General features: G+C 68.1%; 25 protein-coding genes and 2 tRNA genes. 18 read left to right on the plus strand and 9 right to left on the minus strand.

Annotation, left to right across the window (positions count from 1 at the left end; translation table 11 throughout):
• Positions 1–9: 9 nt before the first annotated feature.
• From hutG to E1H18_RS02575, 3 genes are all read left to right on the plus strand, one after another.
• Positions 10–834 carry an N-formylglutamate deformylase gene (gene hutG, locus E1H18_RS02565; protein ID WP_370526396.1) on the plus strand — a complete coding sequence of 275 codons (825 nt, stop codon included), beginning with the start codon at positions 10–12 and terminating at the stop codon, positions 832–834.
• On the plus strand, positions 831–2,495 hold the full coding sequence (gene hutU / locus E1H18_RS02570) for a urocanate hydratase (protein WP_172263393.1): 1,665 nt from the start codon (positions 831–833) through the stop codon (positions 2,493–2,495). The genes hutG and hutU overlap by 4 nt, the downstream gene beginning before the upstream one ends.
• Before the next feature lie 114 nt (positions 2,496–2,609).
• On the plus strand, positions 2,610–3,359 hold the full coding sequence (locus tag E1H18_RS02575; protein WP_172263395.1) for a glucose 1-dehydrogenase: 750 nt from the start codon (positions 2,610–2,612) through the stop codon (positions 3,357–3,359).
• A 3-nt stretch (positions 3,360–3,362) separates the two neighbouring features.
• Here E1H18_RS02575 and E1H18_RS02580 read toward each other — a convergent pair whose 3' ends face one another.
• From E1H18_RS02580 to E1H18_RS02610, 7 genes are all read right to left on the minus strand, one after another.
• Complete coding sequence (locus E1H18_RS02580) at positions 3,363–4,091, minus strand: DUF6456 domain-containing protein (protein WP_172263397.1); 729 nt, start codon at positions 4,089–4,091, stop codon at positions 3,363–3,365.
• The gene (locus tag E1H18_RS02585) at positions 4,088–4,459 is read right to left on the minus strand and encodes a helix-turn-helix domain-containing protein (protein WP_172263399.1); all 372 of its coding nucleotides are present in this window, start codon (positions 4,457–4,459) and stop codon (positions 4,088–4,090) included. The genes E1H18_RS02580 and E1H18_RS02585 overlap by 4 nt, the downstream gene beginning before the upstream one ends.
• A 160-nt stretch (positions 4,460–4,619) precedes the next feature.
• A complete protein-coding gene (locus E1H18_RS02590) occupies positions 4,620–5,480 on the minus strand; it encodes a hypothetical protein (RefSeq protein ID WP_172263401.1) in 861 nt (286 codons plus the stop codon).
• Between the two features lie 13 nt (positions 5,481–5,493).
• A complete protein-coding gene (locus E1H18_RS02595; RefSeq protein ID WP_172263403.1) occupies positions 5,494–6,414 on the minus strand; it encodes a sugar kinase in 921 nt (306 codons plus the stop codon).
• A 2-nt stretch (positions 6,415–6,416) separates the two neighbouring features.
• On the minus strand, positions 6,417–8,180 hold the full coding sequence (locus E1H18_RS02600) for a DUF885 family protein (RefSeq protein WP_172263405.1): 1,764 nt from the start codon (positions 8,178–8,180) through the stop codon (positions 6,417–6,419).
• 99 nt (positions 8,181–8,279) lie between these two features.
• A tRNA-Gly gene (locus E1H18_RS02605) sits at positions 8,280–8,354 on the minus strand.
• 51 nt (positions 8,355–8,405) lie between these two features.
• Positions 8,406–8,480, minus strand: a tRNA-Gly gene (locus E1H18_RS02610).
• A 147-nt stretch (positions 8,481–8,627) separates the two neighbouring features.
• On the opposite strand from E1H18_RS02610, the gene E1H18_RS02615 reads away from it, so the two are divergent.
• A complete protein-coding gene (locus E1H18_RS02615) occupies positions 8,628–9,488 on the plus strand; it encodes an SDR family oxidoreductase (RefSeq protein WP_172263878.1) in 861 nt (286 codons plus the stop codon).
• Between the two features lie 3 nt (positions 9,489–9,491).
• Here E1H18_RS02615 and E1H18_RS02620 read toward each other — a convergent pair whose 3' ends face one another.
• Positions 9,492–10,364 (minus strand): alpha/beta fold hydrolase, encoded by an 873-nt coding sequence (locus tag E1H18_RS02620; RefSeq protein ID WP_172263407.1) that lies wholly within the window; start codon positions 10,362–10,364, stop codon positions 9,492–9,494.
• 56 nt (positions 10,365–10,420) lie between these two features.
• Between E1H18_RS02620 and E1H18_RS02625 the strand changes: the two genes are divergently transcribed.
• The gene (locus tag E1H18_RS02625; protein WP_172263409.1) at positions 10,421–11,608 is read left to right on the plus strand and encodes a glycosyltransferase; all 1,188 of its coding nucleotides are present in this window, start codon (positions 10,421–10,423) and stop codon (positions 11,606–11,608) included.
• Positions 11,605–12,576, plus strand: a complete 972-nt coding sequence (locus tag E1H18_RS02630) for a glycosyltransferase family 9 protein (RefSeq protein ID WP_172263411.1) — start codon at positions 11,605–11,607, stop codon at positions 12,574–12,576. Before E1H18_RS02625 ends, E1H18_RS02630 begins: the two co-directional genes overlap by 4 nt.
• Here the strand turns inward: E1H18_RS02630 and E1H18_RS02635 are convergent.
• Entirely contained in the window at positions 12,573–13,172 is a 600-nt protein-coding gene (locus E1H18_RS02635; RefSeq protein ID WP_172263413.1) for a YitT family protein, read from the minus strand. The two genes, E1H18_RS02630 and E1H18_RS02635, sit on opposite strands and share 4 nt — an antisense overlap.
• A gap of 240 nt (positions 13,173–13,412) precedes the next feature.
• On the opposite strand from E1H18_RS02635, the gene infC reads away from it, so the two are divergent.
• The 12 genes from infC (at position 13,413) to msrA (ending at position 23,874) form a co-directional block, all read left to right on the plus strand.
• Positions 13,413–13,934, plus strand: coding sequence for a translation initiation factor IF-3 (infC, locus tag E1H18_RS02640; protein ID WP_172263415.1), 522 nt, complete (start codon positions 13,413–13,415; stop codon positions 13,932–13,934).
• Positions 13,935–14,144: 210 nt separating this feature from the next.
• Complete coding sequence (locus tag E1H18_RS02645; protein WP_172263417.1) at positions 14,145–15,338, plus strand: MFS transporter; 1,194 nt, start codon at positions 14,145–14,147, stop codon at positions 15,336–15,338.
• Positions 15,339–15,406: 68 nt separating this feature from the next.
• On the plus strand, positions 15,407–17,350 hold the full coding sequence (locus E1H18_RS02650) for a S9 family peptidase (protein WP_172263419.1): 1,944 nt from the start codon (positions 15,407–15,409) through the stop codon (positions 17,348–17,350).
• Between the two features lie 144 nt (positions 17,351–17,494).
• Positions 17,495–17,695: a 50S ribosomal protein L35 gene (rpmI, locus tag E1H18_RS02655; protein ID WP_018061454.1), complete on the plus strand. Its 201-nt coding sequence runs from the start codon at positions 17,495–17,497 to the stop codon at positions 17,693–17,695.
• Between the two features lie 15 nt (positions 17,696–17,710).
• Positions 17,711–18,067 carry a 50S ribosomal protein L20 gene (gene rplT / locus E1H18_RS02660; protein ID WP_172263421.1) on the plus strand — a complete coding sequence of 119 codons (357 nt, stop codon included), beginning with the start codon at positions 17,711–17,713 and terminating at the stop codon, positions 18,065–18,067.
• 121 nt (positions 18,068–18,188) lie between these two features.
• A complete protein-coding gene (gene pheS / locus E1H18_RS02665) occupies positions 18,189–19,262 on the plus strand; it encodes a phenylalanine--tRNA ligase subunit alpha (protein WP_172263423.1) in 1,074 nt (357 codons plus the stop codon).
• Positions 19,262–19,657, plus strand: coding sequence for a hypothetical protein (locus E1H18_RS02670; protein WP_172263424.1), 396 nt, complete (start codon positions 19,262–19,264; stop codon positions 19,655–19,657). The genes pheS and E1H18_RS02670 overlap by 1 nt, the downstream gene beginning before the upstream one ends.
• The gene (pheT, locus tag E1H18_RS02675) at positions 19,657–22,095 is read left to right on the plus strand and encodes a phenylalanine--tRNA ligase subunit beta (RefSeq protein ID WP_172263425.1); all 2,439 of its coding nucleotides are present in this window, start codon (positions 19,657–19,659) and stop codon (positions 22,093–22,095) included. The genes E1H18_RS02670 and pheT overlap by 1 nt, the downstream gene beginning before the upstream one ends.
• A gap of 267 nt (positions 22,096–22,362) precedes the next feature.
• A complete protein-coding gene (locus tag E1H18_RS02680; protein ID WP_172263880.1) occupies positions 22,363–22,515 on the plus strand; it encodes a hypothetical protein in 153 nt (50 codons plus the stop codon).
• 124 nt (positions 22,516–22,639) lie between these two features.
• Positions 22,640–22,936: a hypothetical protein gene (locus E1H18_RS02685; protein WP_172263426.1), complete on the plus strand. Its 297-nt coding sequence runs from the start codon at positions 22,640–22,642 to the stop codon at positions 22,934–22,936.
• Positions 22,921–23,223, plus strand: coding sequence for a hypothetical protein (locus E1H18_RS02690; RefSeq protein ID WP_172263427.1), 303 nt, complete (start codon positions 22,921–22,923; stop codon positions 23,221–23,223). The genes E1H18_RS02685 and E1H18_RS02690 overlap by 16 nt, the downstream gene beginning before the upstream one ends.
• A 54-nt stretch (positions 23,224–23,277) precedes the next feature.
• Entirely contained in the window at positions 23,278–23,874 is a 597-nt protein-coding gene (gene msrA / locus E1H18_RS02695) for a peptide-methionine (S)-S-oxide reductase MsrA (RefSeq protein ID WP_172263428.1), read from the plus strand.
• Positions 23,875–23,906: the final 32 nt, after the last annotated feature.

Raw genomic sequence — 23,906 nt, forward strand, 5'->3', positions numbered from 1 at the left:
GCGGACAGGGTGGGATTCGAACCCTGGCTGCAGGTCACGCGCGGCGACGCGCCGCTGATCGTCAGCCTGCCGCACACCGGAACCGAGATCCCGCCGGAGATCGCCGCGCACTTGGTCTGGCCGTGGCTGGGCCTCAAGGACGCCGACTGGTGGATCGACCGGCTCTACGCCTTCGCCGAGCGGATGGGCGCGACGATCGTGCGGACGGCGATCTCGCGGACGGTCATCGACGTCAATCGCGACCCGTCCGGCGCTTCGCTCTATCCGGGCCAGGCGACAACCGAGCTGTGCCCGACTACGACCTTCGATGGCGAGCCGCTCTATCGCGACGGCGGACCGGACGCCGCTGAGATCGACCGCCGGCGGGCGGCCTATTTCGAGCCCTACCACGCCGCCCTGCGCGCCGAGATCGACCGCTTGCGCGCCATCCATCCGACGGTGGTGCTGTACGAGGCTCACTCCATCCGCTCGCGCGTGCCGCGCCTGTTCGACGGCGAGCTGCCGCAGTTCAATCTCGGGACCAACAGCGGCGCGTCCTGCGACGAGGCCCTGACCATCGCCGTCGAGGCCGCCTGCGACGCCTCGGGGCTCAGCCGCGTCACCAACGGCCGCTTCAAGGGCGGCTGGACGACGCGGCGCTACGGTCAGCCCGCGACGGGCGTCCACGCCTTGCAGATGGAGCTGGCCTGCCGGGGCTACATGGACGACCCGGCCACACCGCCGACCGAAGCTGCCTGGCCCACGCCCTTCCACGCCGACCGCGCCGAGCCGCTGCGCCTGGTGCTGGAAGACGTCCTCAACGCCTGCCTTACCTTTGCCCGGAGCAAAGCATGACCCGCCGCGACAACACCCGCGTCATCCGCCCCGCCACCGGGACGCAGCTCTCCGCCAAGTCATGGCTGACCGAGGCCCCGCTGCGGATGCTGATGAACAACCTGCACCCCGACGTCGCAGAGCGACCGGAGGAGCTGGTCGTCTACGGCGGCATCGGCCGCGCCGCCCGCGACTGGGAGAGCTACGACAAGATCGTCGAGACCCTGCGTCGGCTGGAGGACGACCAGACGCTCTTGGTCCAGTCCGGCAAACCGGTTGGCGTCTTCCGCACCCACGCCGACGCGCCGCGGGTGCTGATCGCCAACTCCAACCTGGTGCCGCGCTGGGCCAATTGGGAGCACTTCAACGAGCTCGATAAGAAGGGCCTGGCCATGTACGGCCAGATGACCGCCGGCTCGTGGATCTACATCGGCGCCCAGGGCATCGTGCAGGGCACCTACGAGACCTTCGTCGAGATGGGCCGCCAGCACTATGCCGGCGACCTGTCGGGCAAGTGGCTGCTGACCGCCGGCCTGGGCGGCATGGGCGGGGCGCAGCCGCTGGCGGCCGTGATGGCCGGGGCCTCGTGCCTGGCCATCGAGTGCCAGCCCTCCCGGATCGAGATGCGCCTGCGCACCGGCTATCTCGACAAGTCCACCGACAGCGTCGACGAGGCCCTGGCCTGGATCGCGGACTCCTGCGCCGCCAAGAGCCCGATCTCGGTCGGCCTGCTGGGCAACGCCGCGCAGCTGCTGCCCGAGCTCTTCAAGCGCGGCGTCCGGCCCGACCTGCTGACCGACCAGACCAGCGCCCACGACCCGATCAACGGCTACCTGCCGGCGGGCTGGACGCTGGACCAGTGGGCCGACGCCCGCGAGCGCGACCCGGCTTCCGTCGACAAAGCCGCCCGCGCCTCGATGGCTGTTCACGTCCAGGCCATGCTCGACTTCCAGGCCGCCGGCGTCCCGACCGTCGACTACGGCAACAACATCCGCCAGATGGCGCTGGAAGAAGGCGTCGCCAACGCCTTCGACTTCCCGGGCTTCGTGCCGGCCTATATCCGCCCGCTGTTCTGCCGCGGCGTCGGCCCCTTCCGCTGGGCGGCTCTCTCGGGCGACCCTGAGGACATCGCCAAGACCGACGCCAAGGTCAAAGAGCTGATCCCGGACAATCCGCACCTGCACAACTGGCTCGACATGGCGGGCCAGAAGATCAAGTTCCAAGGCCTGCCGGCGCGCATCTGCTGGGTCGGCCTGGGCGACCGTCACCGCCTGGGCCTGGCCTTCAACGCCATGGTCGCTAGCGGCGAGCTGAAGGCCCCGATCGTCATCGGCCGCGACCACCTGGACTCAGGCTCGGTCGCCTCGCCCAACCGCGAGACCGAGGCGATGCAGGACGGCTCGGACGCGGTGTCGGACTGGCCGCTGCTGAACGCCCTGCTCAACACCGCTTCGGGCGCCACCTGGGTGTCGCTGCACCACGGCGGCGGGGTCGGCATGGGCTTCTCGCAGCACTCGGGCATGGTCATCGTCTGCGACGGCACAGACGCCGCGGCCAGGCGCATCGAACGCGTGCTGTGGAACGACCCAGCCACCGGCGTGATGCGCCACGCCGACGCCGGCTACGACATCGCCCTCGACTGCGCGCGGGACAAGGGCCTGGACCTGCCGGGGATCCTCTGAACCGACGGACCCTGACACCCGCGCGAGAAATTCTCGCCCGGGCGCTCATTGAATCATTTCGATAATTATCTAAATGTCGAAACGTTCGCCGCTTGAGGCGACCGGAGAGACATTATGAGCAAGCTTGCAGGCAAGACCGCGATCGTCACGGGCGCATCGAAGGGGATCGGGGCGGCCATCGCCAAGGCCCTGGCCGCGGAGGGTGCGGCGGTGGCGGTCAACTACGCCTCCAGCCGCGAGGGCGCAGACAAGGTCGTGGCCGAGATCGTCGCGGCGGGCGGCAAGGCCGTCGCCGTTCAGGCGTCGGTGGCCCAGGAGGCCGACGTGGTCCGCCTGTTCGACGAGACCGTGCAGGCGTTCGGCGGCGTCGACATCGTGGTCAACAACGCGGGCGTCTACGCCTTCGCGCCGATCGACGACTTCGCCGAGGCCGAGTACCGCCGCCAGTTCGACACCAACGTTCTGGGCGTGCTGCTGGCCAGCCGCGAGGCGGCCCGGCGCTTCAGCCCCGAGGGCGGCAGCATCATCAACATCAGCTCGGCTGCGGTGACTGCCGACCTGCCGACCAGCTCGATCTATACGGCCAGCAAGGCGGCGGTGGACTCGATCACCCGCGTGCTGGCCAAGGAGCTGGGACCGCGCAAGATCCGGGTCAACGCCATCTCGCCCGGCGGCGTCGAGACCGAGGGCACCCACGCGGCGGGCATCGCCGGCAGCGATTTCGAGAACCAGCTGGTGGCCATCACCCCGCTGGGCCGCATCGGTCAGCCGTCTGACATCGCGCCGGTGGCGACCTTCCTGGCCTCGCCCGAGAGCTACTGGATCACCGGCGAGATCATCGCGGCGGCCGGTGGCAATCGCTAGACGTCAGACCATGCGGTAGTGCCGCGCCAGGCGCTGCAAGGCGAGCTTCAGGATCGTCTTGCCCGCCCGGCGCGGCAGCTTCAACGCCACCTCGGCCTGCTCCAGGGCCGAGCCCAGCAGGCAGACCCGCTCCAGGATCTCGCGCAGGCCGGGACCGACCTCCGCCAGGGCCTTGGCGATCCGGGCCCGGGCGGCGTGGTCTCGCTCGGCCGGCGCCAGACCTGGCTGGCCGCCGTCGACACGCGGGCCGGCGCTCCAGTTCATCGTCAGGCGACCCTGGGTCCCGAGGCTCTCGAACTCGTCACGCAGCCGCTCGCCAGCGGCCGCCTCGATCGGGGTCAGCCAGGGCTGGCCATTGCGATCGCGACGGCGGGCCAGCCAGGCGATCGGCGACTCGCCCAGATTGCGCCGAACAGCGCCCGACGCGCCCAGCAGGGTCACCTCGGTCTCGACGATACCCGGCCTTCCGGCGGGCGGCGCAGGGACAGGCGCAAGGCGCTCGGCCATGAACCAGCCCCCCTGGGCGCGCGGCTTCAAGCTCGCCGCCCGCGCCAAGGCTTGGAACGCCGCCTCGTCCAGGCGCAACATCACCGGCCGCCGGCGACTGGCTCCTAGCCGCACGGCGTAACCGACGCCTTCGGCCTCGATCACCGCGCCGGGCCGCGCGAGCAATCGCATGGCGCGCTCGGCCAGCCGGCACGCCTCGATCTCCCCGTCGAAAGCCGCGCTCACTGCGGGATCTCCTCGGCGTGGGCCGGCGCCTGGCGCAGACAGGCCTCCAGGTCCGACAGCCGGCGGTCGAAGGCGGCGTCCTCGCGCATATCCTCGATCTTGCGACAGGCGTGGCCACAGGTCGTGCGGTCGCGCCCAAACGCATAGGCCACGCGGTTGAGCGGCCAATGGAAGGTGATGTGGGTCAGGTAGATGCACAGCTGCCGGGCGCGGACTGCAGCCTGCGACGCGCGCCTGGGCGCGGAGATTTCGGCCGCCGACACGCCGGTGGCCAGGGAAACGAGATGGGTGACGAAACCGACCGTCAGGCGGTCACGGCGCGGATCGGGCGTGATCGCCCAGATGTCCTCAAGGGCTTGAACCAGCATGGCGTCCTCCTCCCCGGCCGCGAGCGCGACCGGCGAACACCACTATAGGTTTATTTTCCCAATGAGAGGAAGATATTCCTATTGCACTCAAGCTTGAGGCAGCCAAGTTGTTGAATTTGCTAGGGCGAGGTCTGCTCAACACCCACGGCAGGACGAGCGTTCAGGCTGCCGGCGTCCGCGAAACCGTCATCGCCGGAACTCGCACGAACGCCTCGCTCATCCGCTGCACCCAAGCCGCGTCGATGACCGTGCTCCGCAGCGCCTCGCAGGCCGTGACGGCCGCCGCGAGCCCGACCTCAGGATTGGCCGCCTGGAGATCCGGTGGGCAGGCGCTTCGGAAAGCCGCCGCAAGCGTGTCCGGCAGACGGGGTGCCGTCCGCAGCCACTGTTGGGACCGCACAAAGCTGTCCGTGCCCAGCAGCCGCTTCATATAGCCGGCGTTCGACTGGATCGTGATCTGCCCCCTGGAGTCGACCAACACCACCGGGAACAACGGCGCCAGCGATGGCAGCAGGGTGTTGGCGTAGGCTCGGGCGTCCCAGTAGCGCTCGGCGACCCGTGCGAAATGGACCGCGTCCTGGATCAGCACCAGGCCCGACCGGTCCATTGGCAGGATCTCGACCTTGGGCTTGGTGACGTCGACCGTGTCGTTGGAGACATCGACATACAGCCCGCCCAGATGCATGGCGTTCTGGAAATAGCTGTCACGCAGCACGCCCCAGATGAGCTTGCCGCGCCCGCCGCGCCGGAAGAAATCGTTCAGCGCCAGCTGACCCGGCGAGCGGCGCTGGGCGGCGAAGGCGGCCACCCGGCCCATGACGTCCAGCGTGATCTCGTGGCAGCAGCCGTAGGGATAGGGCTTGCCCTTGTAGGTCGGGACCTTTCCCGCCAGCGCCTGGTCGGTGTCGACGCGCAGCTCCAGCAGCGCCGCCTCGATCTCTGCGAGGGCGGGCAGCAGGAACCGCTCCGTCAGCGCCGCCTGGGTCGCATCTGTGCTCAGATCGTCCGGCGGCGTCAGCACTAGGACGCCCCTCTCAAGACGCTAGGGCCACGCCGTGCGGCAGGATCGCGCCACGGTGCGAGACCACCAGGGCGGCCAAGGCGTGGGCGCGCGCGACAGCGTCTTCGATCGACAGACCCGCCAGCCGCGCCGACAGATAGGCGGCGTTGAAGCTGTCTCCGGCCCCCGTCGTATCGACCGCCTTGACCCGCCCGGGCGGCGGCGTGGCGGTGCGGCCTTCGGGGCGGTGGACGTTGACGGCGTGGCTCTCGTCGCGGGCCACCACCTCGGCGCCGGCCGCGGCCCACTCGCCGGCCAGGTCTTCGGCCTCGCGGCCATAGAGAGGGCGGCTGTCCTCGCTGCTCAGCGAGACGTAACGACATGAGGGCACGACGCCGTCCAGGGCCGCGCGGGCGGCTTCGGGGCTGGGCCACAGGGCCGGGCGGTAGTTGAAGTCCAGCGCCACGGCGATACCCAGCGAGTGGACGTAAGCCAGGATATCCTTGAGGCGCGCCCGGCCGATGTCGCCGATCACCGCCAGGGTGACGCCCGAGAGATAGACCAGGTCGCTGGCCTTGGCCGCCTCGATCAGCTGGTCGGCGGTGTGGGCCGAGAACAGGTCGCGGATCGGGGCGCGCTCGCGCCAGTAGTGGAACTTCCGCTCGCCGGCGTCGTCCAGCACGATGGCGTAGAGGCCCGGCAGGCGGTTCTCGACTTGGCGCACCAGACGGGTGTCCATGGCCTCGCGACGCATGGTGGCCAGCACGCCCTCGCTGAAGGGATCCCCCTGCCCCAGCGCCGTGCAGTAGGCGACCTCGTCGTTCAGCCGCGCCATGTAGATGGCGGTGTTGAAGGTGTCGCCGGCATAGCCCATCCGGTACAGCGGCGCGCCGCCATCGGACGCTTCAGGCGACAGCTCGACCATGCATTCGCCGAGGACGGTGATCTTGGCCATGGTCAGCCCTTCTTCTTTTTCTGCACATCGATCCAGGCGTCGATGCGGGTCTCCAGCACCGACAGCGGCAGCGAGCCGCGTAGCAGCACCGCGTCGTGGAAGCCACGTTCATCGAACCGGGCGCCGAGTTTGGTCTCGGCGCGCTGGCGCAGCTCCAGCAGCTTCAGTTCGCCGACCTTGTAGGCGAGCGCCTGTCCCGGCCACGAGACATAGCGTTTCAGCTCGACCTCGATATTGACCGGCGACAGCGCGGTGTTGTCGGTGAAGCAGGCGCGGGCCTGGTCCAGGCTCCAGCCCTTCCAGTGCATGCCGGTGTCGGCCACCAGACGGCAAGCCCGCCACATCTCGTAGGACAGCCGGCCGAACAGCTCATAGGGGTCGCGATAGATCCCCATCTCTTCGCCCAGCCACTCCGAATAGAGCCCCCAGCCCTCGCCATAGGCGGTGAAGTAGAGATTGCGGCGGAACTCGGGGACGTCGGCCTGTTCCTGGGCCAGCGAGGTCTGGATGTGGTGGCCGGGCGCGCCCTCATGCAACACCAGGGCCGGCAGCTCGTAGAGGGGCCGCTGGTTGAGCTCCGAGGTGTTGATCATCAAGCCGCCGGCGCGACCGACCTTGGGGTCGCCGCCGAAGTAGCGGCCGGTCGTGTAGCCCTGCTCGATGCTGGCCGGCACGGCGCGCACGCCATAGGTCAGGCGCGGCAGCACGCCGAAATGGGCCGGCAGCTGATCGTCGGCGCGCTTGGCGATCTCGCTGGACTTCTCCAGCAGCTGCTGGCGGCTGGTCGCATAGAAGCGCGGATCCTGGCGCAGCATGGCAATGAAGGCCGGCAGATCGCCCTTGAAGCCGGCGGCCTTCATCGCCGCTTCCATGCGGGCGCGGATGCGGGCCACTTCGGCCTGGCCGATGTCGTGAATCTGGTCAGGCGTCAGGTCGGTCGTCGTATGTCGACGCGCCAGGAACGCATAGTAGCGCTTGCCGTCGGGAAGGTCGGAGGCCGCCAGGCTCGTGGCCGCATGCGGCACGTATTCGGTTTCCATGAACGTCACGAAGCCGGCGCGCGCTGGCGCGACCTTTTCGACGACGGCCTTTTCCCCCTCGGCGATCAGGGCGTCGCGGCCTGTCAGATCGGTCGGCAGCGCGCGGAGAGGCGCCAGCAGCGGGTCGTCCGCCCTTGGCGTGGCGGCCGTGCGGCGGGCGCGCTCCAGCACCGCCTGAGCCGTCGGCGCGGCCTGGACGAAGCCGCTGGCGACACCGCGCCTGGCGTTGTCGATATTGACAGCGTACCAGCCGGGCATGCCGTTCAAGAGGGCAATCCAGCGTCGGGCCTCGTCCTCGGTCCGCAGGGTCATGCCGCTGGCCCGATACAGCATCATCACGTCGAAGCCGCCATCGCTGCTGAACGGCATCCGCGCTTCGTCGAAGCCCGCCGCCTCTATGCGGTCGGCCAGGCTGAACAGCAGAAGATCGCGGGTCAGGCGCTCCTGTTCCGATAGGCCCTTTGCGCCCATGGCCTTCAATTCGGCCTGGATCGTCTTCAGCTTGGCGGCGCGGTCGGCGTCGGCGGCCGGCGAGACGTCCGGCAGACGCCAGCGCAGGTCGGCCGAACCGCCGGAGTCGGGGTCCTCTCCCGGATCGCCGAGCATCTCGTAGCGCAGGACCAGACTGGTCAGGTTGCTGGACGGGTTCGCCCAGGCGGCCGGCGCCGTCAGCGCGACGAGATAGACGCCGGCGAAAGCGGCGCGCCAGGGTGCGGAGCGAGTCATGGCCCAAGCTTAGGCGAACAGCGCCAGCCTCGCGACACGCGAATCGCTCGGCCGACCCGGACCGGCGAAGACTTTAGATTTTCGGAGGAAATTCGAGAATGGAGCGGGCGAAGAGATTCGAACTCTCGACCCCAACCTTGGCAAGGTTGTGCTCTACCACTGAGCTACGCCCGCCCATTCGCGAGATATGTAAATCGCCCAATTCACCCGGAAAGACCGGAAGAATGGAGCGGGCGAAGAGATTCGAACTCTCGACCCCAACCTTGGCAAGGTTGTGCTCTACCACTGAGCTACGCCCGCATCGGCGAGGCTCAGAAGAGCGCCCCGCGACGAGGAGGCGGCTTATGGCAGAGCGTTCGGCGCTTTGCAAGCGCCCTTGAGGGGTTGCGAAGAGGGAATTTTCAGAGGCTTGATTACAGCAGGTTTTCCGGGGGCGGAGTTCCAGTGTTGCGTCTGTTCGTGTTTGGTCTGGGCTATGTCGGCGATGCTTTCGCCGACGCTTTGCGCGCCCGGGGTTGGGAAGTCGCCGCCACGGCGCGCGACGCGACTCAGGCGGAAAAACTTCGCGCCCAGGGAATCACGCCCGCCGATCCGGCCGACCGCGACGCCATGGCCGCGGCCCTCACGGGCGTGAGCGCGATTCTCGTCACCGCCCCGCCCGGCCCCGACGGCTGTCCGGCGCTGGAGGCGATCATCCCCGCCCTCGCCCAGGCCCAGGCCTTCCCGGACTGGATCGGCTATCTGTCGACGACGGGGGTCTATGGCGACTTCGACGGCCGCTGGGTGTTCGAAAGCTCGCCCCTCAAGGCCCAGTCGGTCGAAGGCGCCCGCCGGGTCGGGGCCGAGCGCGACTGGCGCCAGGTCGGCCGCGGCATGGGCCTGACCGTCACCGCCTTCCGCCTGCCGGGCATCTACGGCCCCGGTCGCAGCGCCCTGGATCGCCTGCGCGCCGGCGAAGGCCGCCGCATCGTCAAGACCGGCCAGGTGTTCAGCCGCATCCACGTCGAGGACATCGTCACGGGGCTGCTGGCCTCGCTGGACCGTCCGCGCGCTGGCGGAGTGTACAATCTGGTCGACGACGAGCCGGCGCCGCCGCAGGACGTCATGGAACATGCCGCCCGCCTCCTGGGCGTTCCGGTCCCGCCGGATCTGCCCTTCAACGAACTGGGCATGTCCCCCGCCACCCGCCGCTTCTACGCCGAGAACAAGCGCGTCTCGAACGCCCTGGCCAAGGCCGAACTGGGCTGGCGGCCCAAATACGCGACCTATCGCGAGGGCCTCGCGGCGATCCTGGCAGCGGGCGGCTGAGCGCTACTCGTCGTCGATCGACGGCGCGCGGGGCGTGATCCCCACCGCCTCCAGGCCTGCCGCGTTGCGCAATCGCGCCGCACGGGCCAGGCGGCGGGAGACGAGGTCGCCCTCCTCCGGTTCAGCCAGGGCCTTGGCCTCGTTGACGGCGGCGACCAGACGCTCGAGATCCTGCGGGCGCGACAGGCGGTGATCGCCATCCTTGATCAGGGTGAAGACCACGTTCTGGCTGGTCACCGCGTTGGCCAGCTCCAGCGCGTGCGTCCACGGCACGTCCGGATCAGCGCCCCCCTGCAGCACGCGCACCGGGATGTCGATCGGCACGGGCCCCGGCAGGATCGACCACCGCGCGCCATCTTCCAGCAGTTCGCGGGTGATGGCGTAGCCGCCGTCGTCGTATTCCGAAGGCCGGATCCAGAAGCCGTCGCGAGCGATGTCCGCCCTGGCCTCGTCGGAGAGCTCCGGCTCCATCAGCTTCTCGGTGAAATCGGGTGCGGGCGCGATCAGCACGAGGGCCTTCACGCGGTCGGGTCTGGCGATCGCGGCCAGGCAGGCCAGCCAGCCGCCCATGGACGAACCGACCAACACCAGCGGACCATCGGTCAGCTCGTCGATCACCGCCAGGGCGTCTGTGCGCCAGCGGCTGATAGTTCCGTCCGCGAACTGACCATCCGACTCGCCATGGCCGAAATAGTCGAAGCGAATATAGCCGCCGCCGGTCGCCTGGGCCTGCTCGGCCAGCACCTCGGCCTTCGTGCCTGTCATGTCGGAATGGAAACCACCCAGCCACACGACCGTTGCACCTTCGCCCTGGACGCGCCGCCAGGCCAGTTTCGAGCCGTCTTCACGCGCAAGGGCGCCCCGGGATTCGGTCATGGCGTCGCCTCGATCCTTTCGCTAACTAAAACCTGAGTTGTTTCGCCGAGAGTCGCGTGCCCGACCTACCCGCCGACTTCACCCTGCTGCAAGTGACCCCCGAGCTGGAAACGGGCGGCGCCGAGCAGACGACGATTGATGTCGCCCACGCCGTGGTCGCGCAAGGCGGCAAGGCCTTGGTCGCCACCAAGGGCGGCCGCATGGCCTCGCGCCTTGAGGCCGACGGCGGTCGACTGGCCCACATGCCGGCTCAGTCCAAGAACCCCCTGGTCATGTTGGGCAACGCCGCGCGACTGATCGATCTGATCCGGCGCGAGAAGGTCAGCCTGGTCCACGCCCGCTCGCGCGCTCCGGCCTTCAGCGCGCTCTGGGCCGCCCACGCCACCAAGACCCCCTTCGTCGCCACCTATCATGGCGTCTACAACGCCAAGTCCAATCTCAAGCGCTGGTACAACGCGGTGATGACCAAGGGCGACCTGGTCATCGCCAATTCGGAGTACACCCGTCAGCACGTCATCAAGGAACACGGCATCGCCCCCGAAAAGGTGGTGGCCATTCCACGCGGCGTCGACCTGGCGCGCTTCGAGCCCGGCGTCGTCGGCGCCGAGCGCATCGAGGCCCTGCGCAAGGCCTGGGGCGTCGAGCCGGGCGAGCGTCGCCTGAAGGTGCTGCTGGCCGGCCGCCTGACCCGCTGGAAGGGCCAGGGCCTGCTGGTCGAGGCCATGACCCTGCTGAAGGCCCGCGGCGAGGACAAGATCCTGCTGCTGTTGGTCGGCGACGACCAGGGCCGCAAGGGCTATCGCGCCGAGCTGGAGGCGGCGATCGCCAGCGCCGGCCTGCAGGACGCCGTCAAGCTGGTCGGCCACTGCGACGACATGCCAGCCGCCTATCTGCTGGCCGACCTGGCCATCGCCCCGTCGCTGGAGCCGGAGGCCTTCGGCCGCACGGCGGTCGAGCCCCAGGTCATGGGTCGCCCCGTCCTGGCCTCGGACCACGGCGCCACCTGCGAGACGGTCGTCCCCGGCGAGACGGGCTGGCTGGTCAAGGCCGGCGACGCCAAGGCCTGGGCCGACGCCCTGCTGGAAGCCTGCGAGGCCGGCGCCGCCCGTCGCCACACCATGGGCATGGCTGCGCGTTTACGAGCCCGCCGGTTGTATTCGGTGGACGCGATGTGCGAAGCGACCCTCAAGGTCTATGCCCACATATTGCGGGCGCGTGTATTCGGTTCGGAGCGTTCGTCTTGAGCAAGGAGATCAAGAAGGTCCTGGTGATCAAGCTGGGCGCCCTGGGCGACTTCGTCCTGGCGCTGGCGGCCATGCGCAAGATCCGCGAGGCTCACCCCAAGGCCAAGATCACCCTCCTGACCACGCCGCCCTTCGAGGCGCTGGCCAAGCTCAGCCCCTATTTCAACACGGTCGAGACTGACGGCCGCACAGCCGACTTCGGCGAGACCCTGGCCATGATCGGTCGGATCCGCAAGGCGCGCTACGACCGGGTCTATGACCTGCAGACCAACAGCCGGACCAACTGGTACTTCCAGCTGCTGCGCCCCTTCCCGCCGCAATGGAGCGGCGTCGCCTTCGGCGCCTCGCTGCCGCAGAAGGGCAAGGCCCGACTGCACATGCACACGCTGGAGCGCCAGGCCGACCAACTCCGCGCCGCCGGCATCTGGCCCGACGCCCCGACCGAGCACGGGAGCGCCCCGCCACCGGACCTGACCTGGATCCTGCGCAAGCACAAGGAGCCGCGCCCGGTCGCCGGCGCCGCTACGCCCAAGCCCTATGTGCTGTTCGTGCCCGGCGGCTCGGCTCACCGGCTCGAGAAACGCTGGCCCGTCGAGTACTACGCCCAGCTGGGCACGCTGCTGAAGGCGCGCGGCCTGGACATCGTGATCATCGGCGGCCCGCAGGAAAGCGCCATGGCCCGCCACATCCAGAAGGCCGTGGGCGGCGCTCGCGACCTGACCGGCCGCACCGATTTTGCGCAACTCGCCGTGCTCGGCGCCAAGGCGGCCTTGGCGGTCGGCAACGACACCGGCCCGACGCACCTGCTGGCGGCCGCCGGCGCCCCGACCATCGCCCTGTTCTCCGACGCCTCGGATCCCGAGCTGTGCGGCCCGCGCGGCCACGTGGCGGTGATCCGCTCGCCAGACCTCAAGGCCCTGCCCGTCAGCACCGTCGCCAGCGCGGCGATGGCCCTCCTGCCGCGCTAGTACCCCGCGTACCGTCCCGGCTTGTGGTTGGCGATCAGCACGGCGCTGAGCGCCACGGCGCTGACGATCGAGAGCAGCAGCTTGTCGAAGCTGAGCGTGAAGAAGGCCGCGCCGACGATCAGGCAATCGGTGGCCATCTGCACCTTGCCGGCGCTGATGCCGCGGCGTTCCTGCAGATAGAGCGCCAGCACCCCGACCCCGCCGACGCTGGAGCGGTGGCGCGCCAGGGCCAGAATCCCCATGCCGATGATCGTGCCGCCGAACACCGCCGCGAAGATCGGGTCCACCCGCTCGACCTTGAGCCAGAAGGGCAAACCCCAGGCCAAGCCCGCCAGCAGCAGGTTGGTGGCCAGGGTCTTGGCGGTGAACAGCCAGCCCAGGGTGCGCTGGGCCAGGATGTAGAACGGCAGGTTCAGGACAAGGAACACCGTCCCGACCGGCCAGTCGCCCATATAGGAGATGATCAGTGCGATGCCGGCGACACCGCCGGTGACGAGACCCGCGGCCTTCAGCAGGGTCAGGCCCACGGCGCAGAAGCTGGAGCCGATCAGGAGGGCGTGGACGTCCTCGATGGCGGTGTGACGATGGGTGCTCATAAGGTGTCGGGCAGGCGTCTTGATGGAGGGAAGAACCGTCTCCCGACCTGTCATTTCCGCCCCGATGGCCGTTCACCGTCGAAAAAACTCGACCGGCCGGCGTCTCTATTGATCGCCCTCGCTTGATAGAGCGCCATCCGCGCGTCATATATCAGTTTCTCGCGGCGCGCCCAGCGCGGCGCGTACGCGTTCAGCCCTATTCCCATTAACTGCTCCGGAGCCGCCCCTATTCGCCGTCCTATGCAAACGCCGCCCGTCAAGGACGGGCCGCGTATCAACGAAGACATCCGCGTCCCGCGCGTCCTGCTGATCGACCAACATGGCGAGAAGCAAGGCGAGATGCCGACCGCGTCCGCTATGGAAGCGGCCGAGGAAGCCGGCCTGGACCTGGTTGAAATCGTTCCGAACGCCAATCCTCCCGTCTGCAAGATCCTGGACTACGGCAAGTTCAAGTTCCAGGAGCAGAAGAAGAAGAACGAGGCGCGCAAGCGGCAAAAGGTGGTCGAGCTCAAGGAGATCAAGCTCCGCCCGAACATCGACATCCACGACTATGAAGTGAAGGCGAAAGCCATGACTCGCTTCTTCGAGGAAGGCGACAAGGTCAAGGTGACCCTGCGCTTCCGCGGTCGTGAAATGGCGCACCCGGAACTCGGCATGAAGCTGCTGCTCAAGGTCAAGGCCGACTTCGACGAGGTCGCCAAGGTCGAATACGAGCCGCGCATGGAAGGCCGTCAGATGATCATGATCCTGGCCCCGCGCTAGGCTTCTTCATCGGGTAGACATGACAGACGCCCCGACCCTCGCGGTCGGGGCGTTTTGTTTTGTCGATTACCCTGGAGTTCGGCGGCGCCACACGGTTGAAGATGCTGATCCAAACCGTCGCTTTCGTCGAACAGTACAATCCGCCGAAACAACGTCGCCGTCAGACCCTAGTCGCCAAGCCCATGGTTCGGGCGTAAACCCCGCGTCCTGATGCCCGAACCCGCCCACAGCGCCCGCGCCCTACTCGTCCTTCTCCTGGTTGTCTTCATCAACCTGGTGGGCTTTGGCGTCGTCATTCCCTTGCTGCCCTTCTACGCCACGGCGATGGACGCCGCCCCTTGGCAGGTGACGACCATGTTCGCCGCCTACAGCCTGGGTCAGTTCTTCGGCGAGCCGTTCTGGGGTCGGCTGTCGGACAGGATCGGGCGGCGGCCGGTGCTGATCGTCACGATCATCGCCAATGCCCTGGCCTATCTGGCCTTGGCCTTCGCCCCGAACATCTGGATCGCCATGGCCATCCGACTGGTCGGCGGTTTCGGCAGCGGCAACATCTCGACCATCCAAGGCTACATGGCCGACGTCACCCCGCCTGAGAAGCGCGCCGGTCGCATGGGCCTCTTGGGCGCAGCATTCGGGGCGGGGTTCGTGATCGGTCCGTCGCTGGGCGGCCTGCTGGCCCACCCCGACGCCGGCCAGTTGGGCTTCCAGATCCCCCTGTTCGTCGCCGCCGGCATGGCGGGGCTGGCCGCCATCGGGGTCATGCTGTTCGTGGCCGAGAGTCGCGCCCGTTCGGCCCCTGGCGCGCCCCAGGTCAGCCGCCTCGAAGCCCTGACCGAGGCGCGCGCCCATCCTGTGCTGTCGCGCGTGCTGCTGGTCACCCTGGTCTCGACCGCCGCCTTCGCCGGCATGGAGTCGATCTTTGGCCTGTGGGCTCACGCCCGCTTCGAGTGGGGACCACGGCAGGTCGGACTGTGCTTCGCGGTCATCGGCGTCATCGCCTCGATCGGCCAGGGCTTCCTGACCGGCCGCCTGGCCCGACGCTTCGGCGAGGGTCGCGTGCTGGCCGCGGGCCTGGCGATCATAGCCGTGAGCCTGTTCCTGACCCCGCTCGCGCCGACCGCCGCCCTGGCCACTGCCGCCGTCGGCTTCACCGCCTTCGGCCAGTCTCTGGTCTTCCCCTGCGTCGCCGCTCTGATGTCGCGCGCCAGCCCGCCCGACCGCCAGGGCCAGATGCTGGGCCTGAACATGGCCGCCGGCTCCCTGGCCCGTATCGGCGGCCCCCTGCTGGCCGGCCCGTTGTTCGGCCTGGCCACAGGCGGACCGTTCTGGGTCGGCGCAGCCCTGATGATCCCGGCCGTCGGCCTGGCGATGGTGATCGTCCAAAGGACCAAAGCAGCGGCCTGAGCCCTACGCGCCCTCGACACAGCCAAGCTTCAACCCTAGCGTGGAGCCCGCAATCTGGGGATGCGCTCATGTTGAGATTTCTGACGGCTGCGTCGATGACGCTGGCGCTTTGCCTTGGATCGGCCAAGGCCGCACCGCTCGAGGCTTACGGACGCCTTCCCGCCATCGAGAGCGTGCAGATCTCGCCCGACGGCTCGGCGATCGCCCTCATCGCCGCGGTCAACGACGAACGCCACGTGATCGTCCGCTCTCTGGCGGGCCAGGTGCTGGCGTCGGCCTCCATCGGCTTTCGCAAGGTGCGCGCCGTCCAATGGGCGGGCCCTGGCCACATCGTGATCGAGGCCTCCTCGACCACCGCGATCGACAACACCACCTACGCCGGCGAGCACTGGCAGGCCGTGAGCCTCAATGTGGCGACCGGCGAATACAAGCAGCTCCCGGCCAAGGCGCTCGATTCGTTCCTGAACATCCTGCAAGGGCGCGTTCAACCCGGCGTGGATGGCAAGGAAGCCGTCATCTACACGCCGCTCTACGTGACGGTCGCCGGCAACATGCAGCATCGCGGCGGACACCTGGATCTGTTCCGGATCGATCTGACCAGCGGCGTCGCCCGACGCCTGCAGATGGGCGACAGCGAAACCTACGACTATCTGGCGCGCTCGGACGGCGAGGTGCTGGCCAAGGCCAGCTATCGCGAGCGTCGGAACAACAACGATGCGCTCTGGACCCTCTCGGTCCGCAAGGGCTCCTCGTGGCTCACGGCCTATCAGACCTCCAGCGCGGTTGAGGCTCCCAGCCTGTGGGGCCAGTCCGTCGACAGCCAGTCGGTGATCATCGACACCTGGGACGCCAAAGAGCAACTGTGGCGCCCTACGTCGGTCTCCCTGGCCGACGGAAAGCTCGGCGCCTTTATCGGCCCCGCCCGCGAGCAGCAGGGCGTCATCGGCGCAGATGGCGTGGTCCTGGGCTTTCGCTATCGGCAGCAGTTTCACGAGTACGACTTCATGGAACCGCGCCTGAGGGCGATCTGGCCGGCGTTCCGCGGCGCCTTCAAGAACCAGCAGGTGACGCTGTCGTCCTGGACGCCGGACTTCCGCAAGCTGGTCCTGTTCGTCAACGGCGGTCCCTCATCGGGCGGCTACTACCTCGCCGACACCGTCACCAAGCGCGTGGAGCCCATCGGCGCGCCCTATCCGAAGGTTCCGCCCAGCGATGTCGCCCCCACGCGCTTCGTCCGTTACGCGGCGACTGACGGCCTTGAGATCGAGGCCGTGCTGACGACGCCGAAAGGCAAGCCTGAGACGGCGCTTCCACTGATCGTCCTGCCCCATGGCGGTCCCCGCGCCTACGACGACATCACGTTCGATTGGTGGGCCCAGGCCCTGGCGTCGCGCGGCTACGCGGTGCTCCAGCCCAATTTCCGCGGCTCGAGCGGCTATGGGCACGCCTTCAAGGAGGCGGGCTATGGCCAATGGGGCGCCAAGATGCAGACCGACCTGTCGGACGGCGTGTCGGATCTGGTTCGCCAAGGCGTTGTCGACCCCAAGCGCGTCTGCATCCTCGGCGCCAGCTACGGCGGCTATGCCGCCTTGGCCGGCGTCACCCTCCAGAAAGACATCTATCGCTGCGCCGTCTCGATCGCCGGACCGAGCGATCTGGGAGGCCGCCTGCGTGACGAGATCATCAAGTACGGCGAACGCAACGCAGGGATTCGCGATCGCAAGCGTCTCTACGGCGTCGAAAGCGCTTCGGACCCCAAGCTCGATTCCATCTCGCCAGCGATGCATGCCTCCAAAGCCGGCGCGCCTGTCCTGATCATCCACGGCAAGGACGACACCGTCGTGCCGTTCGCCCAAAGCCAGCGGATGGCCGACGCCCTCAAGACCGCCGACAAACCGTACGAACTCGTCGTGCTGCCCGGGGAGGATCATTGGCTCTCGACCAGCGTCACGCGACTGCAGATGCTGGACGCGACCGTGGCCTTCCTCGAGAAGAACAACCCGCCGAACTGACCCTCGCCCCTCGTAAGGGAGACGAAGCTTGCCTTCGCTCCCCATTTCAATTAGTAACCCCGCCTTTCCGGAACCGCCTGGCCATTGGCATGCCATGGCGGTTCGTCATGCTTCCAGAGGACGGGGCGCAAGCTCCGACGCGAAATGCCTAAGTTGAAGACCAAGTCTGGCGCCAAAAAGCGCTTCAAGATCACGGCCACGGGTAAGCTGAAAGCCGGCGTCGCCGGCAAGCGCCACCGTCTGATCGGCCACAACGGCAAGTACATCCGCCAAAACCGCGGAACGAAGGTGATGAGCGAGGCTGACGCCAAGACCATCCGTTCGTACCTGCCCTACGGCCTTTAAGAGGAGCGCTGACACATGGCTCGCGTTAAACGTGGCGTCGTTGCTCACGCCAAGCACAAGAAGGTTCTTGAACAGGCGAAAGGCTTCTACGGCCGCCGCAAGAACACCATCCGCACGGCCAAGGCCGCTGTCGACAAGGCCGGTCAGTACGCCTACCGCGACCGCAAGGTGCGCAAGCGCGCCTTCCGCTCGCTCTGGATCCAGCGCATCAACGCTGGCGCCCGTCTGGAAGGCTTCACCTACTCGCAGTTTATCCACGGCCTCGACGTGGCGGGTATCGAGATGGACCGTAAGGTTCTCGCCGATATCGCGGGCAACGACCCGGCTGCGTTCAAGGCCATCGCCGACAAGGTTCGCGCTGCCCTGGCCTAAGGACATCTGAGCTGTCATCAGCTCAATCGATCCTGAAAAGCCCTTCGGCGCGAGCCGGAGGGCTTTTTGCTGCGCGCTCCCCTACTCCCCCGCGATCAAATCCTCTAGACGGATGCCCGTCATGACCGATCTCAACACCCTCGAATCCGACGTCCTGGCCCAGGTGGCCGGCGCTGCGGACCTCCAAGCGCTCGACGCCGTCCGCGTGGCCGCCGTCGGCAAGACCGGCTCGATCTCGGGCCTGCTCAAGACCCTCGGCGCGATGAGCCCCGAAGAGCGCAAGGACCGCGGCGCGGCCATCAACGCGCTCCGCGACAAGGTCGCCACCGCGATCACCGAAAGGAAGGCCGCGCTGGAAACCGCCGAACTGGACGCGCGCCTGGCCAGCGAGACGCTGGACCTGTCCCTGCCCGCTCCGCACCGCCGCAAGGGCAGCGTCCACCCGACCATGCAGACCATGGACGAGGTGATCGCCATCTTCGCCGAGATGGGCTTCGCCGTGGCCGAAGGTCCGGACATCGAAGACGACTTCCACAACTTCACGGCCCTGAACTTCCCCGAGAAGCATCCGGCCCGCGAGATGCACGACACCTTCTTCTTCAACACGAAGGAGACGGGCGAACGCATGCTGCTGCGCACCCACACCAGCCCCGTGCAGGTGCGGACCATGGTGTCGCAGAAGCCGCCGATCCGAATCATCGCGCCGGGCCGCACCTATCGGGTGGACAACGACGCCACCCACACGCCGGTGTTCCACCAGGTCGAGGGCCTGGTGATCGACAAAGCCATCCACATGGGCCACCTGAAGTGGACCCTGGAGACCTTCCTGGCCCGGTTCTTCGAGACCGACGCGGTCACCACCCAGTTCCGCCCGCACCACTTCCCGTTCACCGAGCCCTCGGCCGAGATGGACGTGCAGTGCGACCGCTCGGGCGGCGAGATCAAGATCGGCCAGGGCACGTCGTGGCTCGAGATCCTGGGCTGCGGCATGGTTCACCCGAACGTGCTGCGCGCCTGCGGCATCGATCCGGACGAGTACCAGGGCTTCGCCTTCGGCATGGGCGTCGATCGCCTGGGCATGCTGAAATACGGCATGCCGGACCTGCGCGACATGTGGTCGTCGGACGTCCGCTGGCTGTCGCACTACGGCTTCAGCGCCTTCGCCGCGCCGAACCCCGCCTCGGGGCTCAGCTGATGACCGGCCCCTTCCAACCCGGCGGCCGTCCTGGCCGCATCCCGCTCGACGCCGACGCCCTGGTGTTCGAGAACGTCGACATCTCGCTGTTCGATCTCTACCGGACGGTCATGGCCAAGAACGAAAGCGTGATCCGCAATCGCACTTTCCGCGGCTGCCAGATCGAAGGCCCGGTGGTGATGCTGGTGCAGCCCGGCACGACGTTCAATCGCACCAACTTCGGTCCGACCGAGGGCGACATCCGCAATCTGGTCCTGCACCCAGCGAGTCCGGACCGGGTGATCGGAGCCATCCCCGTCGCGGACTGCGCGTTCGAAAACTGCCAATTCATGGGCGTCGGCTTCACCGGCGCCGAGCTGTTCCTGAAGCAGGTCCTGGCTCTGGAAACCTTCTGATGAAATTCACCCTGTCCTGGCTCAAGGACCACCTTGAGACCACCGCCACCGTCCCTGAGATCGTCGCGGCCATGACCATGGCCGGGCTCGAGGTCGAGCACGTCATCGATCCGGCGACCAAGCTGGCCCCGTTCACGGTCTGCAAGATCGTCGAGGCCGCCCGTCACCCCAACGCCGACCGCCTGCAGGTCTGCCAGGTCGACACCGTCGACGGCCGCAAGGAGATCGTCTGCGGCGCGCCCAACGCCCGCCCGGGCCTGACCACCATCTACGCCCCGATCGGCGCCTATGTGCCGGGCCTGGACGTGACCCTGGTCGAGAAGCCGGTGCGCGGCGTCGTCTCGAACGGCATGCTCTGCTCGGCCGCCGAGCTGGAATACGCCACCGAGAGCGACGGCATCATGGAGCTGCCCGACGCCCTGCCGGTCGGGACCTCGGCCGTCGACGCCCTGGGCCTGGAAGCCGTCATCGATTTCGAAGTCACCCCCAACCGCCCCGACTGGCTGGGCGTCGTGGGCATCGCCCGCGACCTGGCCGCCGCCGGCGTGGGCAAGCTGAAGGACGTGTCGATCGCGCCGATCGCCGGGACCTTCGACAGCCCGATCACCGTGACGGTTGACGGCGAAGCCTGCCCGGTGTTCGCCGGCCGCTTCATCCGCGGCGTCAAGAACGGCTCCTCGCCCAAGTGGCTTCAGGACCGCCTGACCGCCATCGGCCTGCGCCCGATCAACGCCCTGGTGGATATCACCAACCTGATCTCGTACGACCGCGCCCGCCCGCTGCACGTCTATGACGCCGCCAAGCTGTCGGGTGGCGTGATCTCGACGCGCCTGGGCCGTCACGGCGTCAACGGCGACGAGCACCTGATCGCCCTGGACGGCAAGACCTACGAGCTGACGCCCGAGATGTGCGTGATCGCCGATGCCGAGGGCGAGCGCCCGATCGGTCTGGGCGGCGTGATGGGCGGCGAAAGCACCGGCTGCTCGGACGAGACCACGGACGTCTTCGTCGAGAGCGCCTGGTTCGAGCCGATCCGCATCGCCCAGACGGGCCGCGCCACCGGCATCGCCAGCGACGCCCAGTACCGCTTCGCCCGCACGGTCGACACTGGTTCGGTCGTGCCCGGCATCGAGCTGGCCACCAAGTTGATCCTGGAGCTGTGCGGCGGCGAGCCGTCGAACATCGTCGTCGCCGGCGAGGCTCCGGCCGCGCCCGGCGCGATCCTGTTCGACCCGGCCTATGTCGGCCAGCTGTCGGGCCTGGAGATCGAGCCGGAACGCTCGCTGGCCATCCTGCGCGACCTGGGCTTCACGGTCGAGCCGCCCAAGGACGTGTCGGCGACCGCCTTCGTCACCCACGCCGAGAGCCTGGTCTGCGTCACCCCGCCGACCTTCCGCCGCGACGTGGACGGCAAGGCCGACCTGGTCGAGGAAGTCGCCCGCATCGCCGGCTACGGCGCCCTGCCCTCGACGCCGCTGCCCGAAGCCGCGCGCGCCGTCGGCGGTATCCTGACCGCCAAGCAGGCCCGCGCCCGCACGGCCCGTCGCGCCCTCGCCGCGGCCGGCTATGCCGAGGCGGTGACCTTCAGCTTCACCAGCGGCAAGACCGCCCAGCTGTTCGGTGGCGGTCAGCCTGAGCTGATGCTCGCCAACCCGATCGCCGCGGAACTGGACTGCATGCGCCCGTCGCTGCTGCCCAACCTGATCGACGCGGCCGGCCGCAACGCCCGTCGCGGCTTCCCAGATGCGGCGCTGTTCGAGGTCGGCCCGACCTTCCACGGCGATCGTCCGAACGACCAGCGCACGGTCGTCGCCGCCATCCTGGCGCCCAAGGCCCCGCGCGGCTGGGACAAGGCTGCGCAAGGCGACGTCTTCACCGTCAAGGCCGACCTGCTGGCCCTGCTGGAAGAGCTGGGCGCGCCGGTGGCCTCGCTGCAGACCGCGCAAGGCTCGGCCTCGTCCTGGTGGCACCCGGGTCGCTCGGCGCGCCTGCAGCTGGGTCCCAAGGCGGTGATGGCCGAGTTCGGCGAGATCCACCCGGCCGTGCTGAAGGCCCTCGACGTGGCCGGCCCGGTCTACGGCTTCGAGATCACCCTGGAGGCGATCCCCGAGCCGAAGAAGAAGGCGGTCAAGACCAAGCCAGCCTTCTCGCCCTCGGTGCTGATGCCGCTGACCCGCGACTTCGCCTTCGTGGTCGAGAAATCCAAGGCCGCCGGCGATCTGGTGAAGGCCGCGGCGGGCGCTGACAAGGCGCTGATCACCGCTGCGCGCGTGTTCGACGTCTATGAGGGCCCCGGCGTGCCGGAGGGCTTCAAGTCGGTCGCCCTCGAGGTCGTGGTCCAGCCGCGTGACGCTACCCTGACGGACGCCGAGATCGAGGCCCTGTCGGCCAAGGTCGTCGCGGCGGCCGAGAAGGCCGGCGGGAAGCTGCGGTCGTAAAGACTATGGGGGCAGGTTCGTCACTTGCCCCCTCCGCGCCTTCGGCGCTCCTCCCCCTGAGGGGGAAGACGGGCATACGTCTGCCCCCTCAGGGGGCGGACGACCTGCATAAGCAGGTCAGGTGGGGGCCAGTGCTGAGTTTCCAGGCGCCCACCGCCAATTCCTGCCCCTCTCCGCGACCGATCGCGCATCTCGCAGGCAAGACCTTGCGCAATGGCCGACGCCACGCTACCTGTAAGTGGCGCTAACTGGATTCATCACTTCCACATGCAATCGCATTTCGCCTTTACCGCCTTTATCGCGACCGGCCTCACCGCTGGCGTCGCGATGTCGTGCGCGGTGGCGATGTGGAATATGATTAACACCAAGATTAAAACCGTACCTATCCGGACGGGGCAAAATCGGCGCAGGCAGCGGTAGGAACCTACCCGCCAGAAAACCGAAGGATCGCAAGATCTCCAAAAGCCCCGCTCCCACGAGCGGGGTTTTTTGTTGCGCGGTTCCTCGGTCCTCCCAGTCTCTCTCATGCACAGGACCAACCCCAATGAGCTACCTGCCCTCTCCACCGGCCTTCAACTCCGACCATGAAGGCGTCACCGTTCACCAGCTGCTGCTGGCCGCACAGGATGCTCCCAGCGCCCTCGAGGCCGTGCGCCAGGGCCTCGCCGACAGCGGCGCCGAACTGTGCGGCCTGTCGATGAAGCCGGTCGGCCAGATCGTCGAAGCCAGCTTGCGCGTCCGCCACCTGGGCGACCAGGCCGCCCGCCTGCTGGCCCGTGACCTCGCCGCCTGGCCGGGCGTCAATTCGGCTTCGGTCGAGCATCAATGGTTTCGCCCGTGAGCAGTCTCGTAGAGCCGCTTAAATGCGAGGAAGGCGCCTTTGCTTCCCTTAGGCGCCGCCTCTTCCTCGTCACTGCAGAAGACACGCCTGACGCCCTGATGCGGGTGCTGGGCGTGGCTTCGGTCCAGCAGGCCCGCCTGCGCGCCCTGTCCGCCGCTCCCGAGGGTCCCAACATGACCATTAGGCTCGAGATCGACGACCAGGGCGACGACCGCGCCGCCATTCTCGCTTCCCGTCTGGCCGCCTGTCCGGCCGTGCGCGGCGTCGGTTTCGGCTGGCGGGCCTGAACTTTTCGCCTCCCATCCCCATTTGATGATCTAGCCCGTCCAGGATCTCCTCCCATGCGCCGCCTGATCATCGCCTTCGCCGCCCTGTTCGCCATGCTGGGCGTGAGCGCGGCCCTCGCCGCCGCTCCGCCCAAGAAGACCGAAACCGCCATCTTCGCCGGCGGCTGCTTCTGGTGCATGGAGCACGATATGCAGGGCGTGCCCGGCGTTCTGAAAGTCGAGAGCGGCTACACCGGCGGCCATTTGAAGAACCCCAGCTATCGCGACGTCACCAGCGAAACCTCCGGTCACTACGAGGCCGTGCGCGTCACCTATGACCCGGCCAAGCTGGACTACGGCTTCCTGCTGTTTCGCTACTGGAAGCTGGTCGACCCCACCGACGACGGCGGTCAGTTCTGCGACCGCGGCCCGTCGTATCGCCCTGCCGTCTTCGTCACGCCGCAGCAGCGCCCGATCGCCGAGAAGTCCCGCGCCGAGGCTGCCAAGCGCCTGAAGAGTGGCACGATGAAGGCCCCGATCCTGAACGCGCAGACCTTCTGGCCCGCCGAGGAATACCACCGCGACTACGCCAAGCGGAACAAGCTGCGCTACTTCGCCTACCGCCAGGGCTGCGGCCGCGACGCCACGCTGAAACAGGTGTGGGGCGGCTAGCTCAACCTAGCCTCGACTCCGCCTCAATCCCG

This window comes from Caulobacter sp. RHG1 (genome assembly GCF_013181195.1).
Classification (GTDB): domain Bacteria; phylum Pseudomonadota; class Alphaproteobacteria; order Caulobacterales; family Caulobacteraceae; genus Caulobacter.

Excerpts from the sequence above, each read along its gene's own strand:
- hutU (WP_172263393.1), top strand. The coding sequence starts at position 831 with ATGACCCGCCGCGACAACACCCGCGTCATCCGCCCCGCCACCGGGACG.
- E1H18_RS02575 (WP_172263395.1), top strand. The coding sequence starts at position 2,610 with ATGAGCAAGCTTGCAGGCAAGACCGCGATCGTCACGGGCGCATCGAAG.
- E1H18_RS02585 (WP_172263399.1), bottom strand. The coding sequence starts at position 4,459 with ATGCTGGTTCAAGCCCTTGAGGACATCTGGGCGATCACGCCCGATCCG.
- E1H18_RS02595 (WP_172263403.1), bottom strand. The coding sequence starts at position 6,414 with ATGGCCAAGATCACCGTCCTCGGCGAATGCATGGTCGAGCTGTCGCCT.
- E1H18_RS02600 (WP_172263405.1), bottom strand. The coding sequence starts at position 8,180 with ATGACTCGCTCCGCACCCTGGCGCGCCGCTTTCGCCGGCGTCTATCTC.
- E1H18_RS02620 (WP_172263407.1), bottom strand. The coding sequence starts at position 10,364 with ATGACCGAATCCCGGGGCGCCCTTGCGCGTGAAGACGGCTCGAAACTG.
- E1H18_RS02635 (WP_172263413.1), bottom strand. The coding sequence starts at position 13,172 with ATGAGCACCCATCGTCACACCGCCATCGAGGACGTCCACGCCCTCCTG.
- infC (WP_172263415.1), top strand. The coding sequence starts at position 13,413 with ATGCAAACGCCGCCCGTCAAGGACGGGCCGCGTATCAACGAAGACATC.
- E1H18_RS02645 (WP_172263417.1), top strand. The coding sequence starts at position 14,145 with ATGCCCGAACCCGCCCACAGCGCCCGCGCCCTACTCGTCCTTCTCCTG.
- E1H18_RS02650 (WP_172263419.1), top strand. The coding sequence starts at position 15,407 with ATGTTGAGATTTCTGACGGCTGCGTCGATGACGCTGGCGCTTTGCCTT.
- rpmI (WP_018061454.1), top strand. The coding sequence starts at position 17,495 with ATGCCTAAGTTGAAGACCAAGTCTGGCGCCAAAAAGCGCTTCAAGATC.
- rplT (WP_172263421.1), top strand. The coding sequence starts at position 17,711 with ATGGCTCGCGTTAAACGTGGCGTCGTTGCTCACGCCAAGCACAAGAAG.
- pheS (WP_172263423.1), top strand. The coding sequence starts at position 18,189 with ATGACCGATCTCAACACCCTCGAATCCGACGTCCTGGCCCAGGTGGCC.
- E1H18_RS02670 (WP_172263424.1), top strand. The coding sequence starts at position 19,262 with ATGACCGGCCCCTTCCAACCCGGCGGCCGTCCTGGCCGCATCCCGCTC.
- pheT (WP_172263425.1), top strand. The coding sequence starts at position 19,657 with ATGAAATTCACCCTGTCCTGGCTCAAGGACCACCTTGAGACCACCGCC.
- E1H18_RS02680 (WP_172263880.1), top strand. The coding sequence starts at position 22,363 with ATGCAATCGCATTTCGCCTTTACCGCCTTTATCGCGACCGGCCTCACC.
- E1H18_RS02685 (WP_172263426.1), top strand. The coding sequence starts at position 22,640 with ATGAGCTACCTGCCCTCTCCACCGGCCTTCAACTCCGACCATGAAGGC.
- E1H18_RS02690 (WP_172263427.1), top strand. The coding sequence starts at position 22,921 with ATGGTTTCGCCCGTGAGCAGTCTCGTAGAGCCGCTTAAATGCGAGGAA.
- msrA (WP_172263428.1), top strand. The coding sequence starts at position 23,278 with ATGCGCCGCCTGATCATCGCCTTCGCCGCCCTGTTCGCCATGCTGGGC.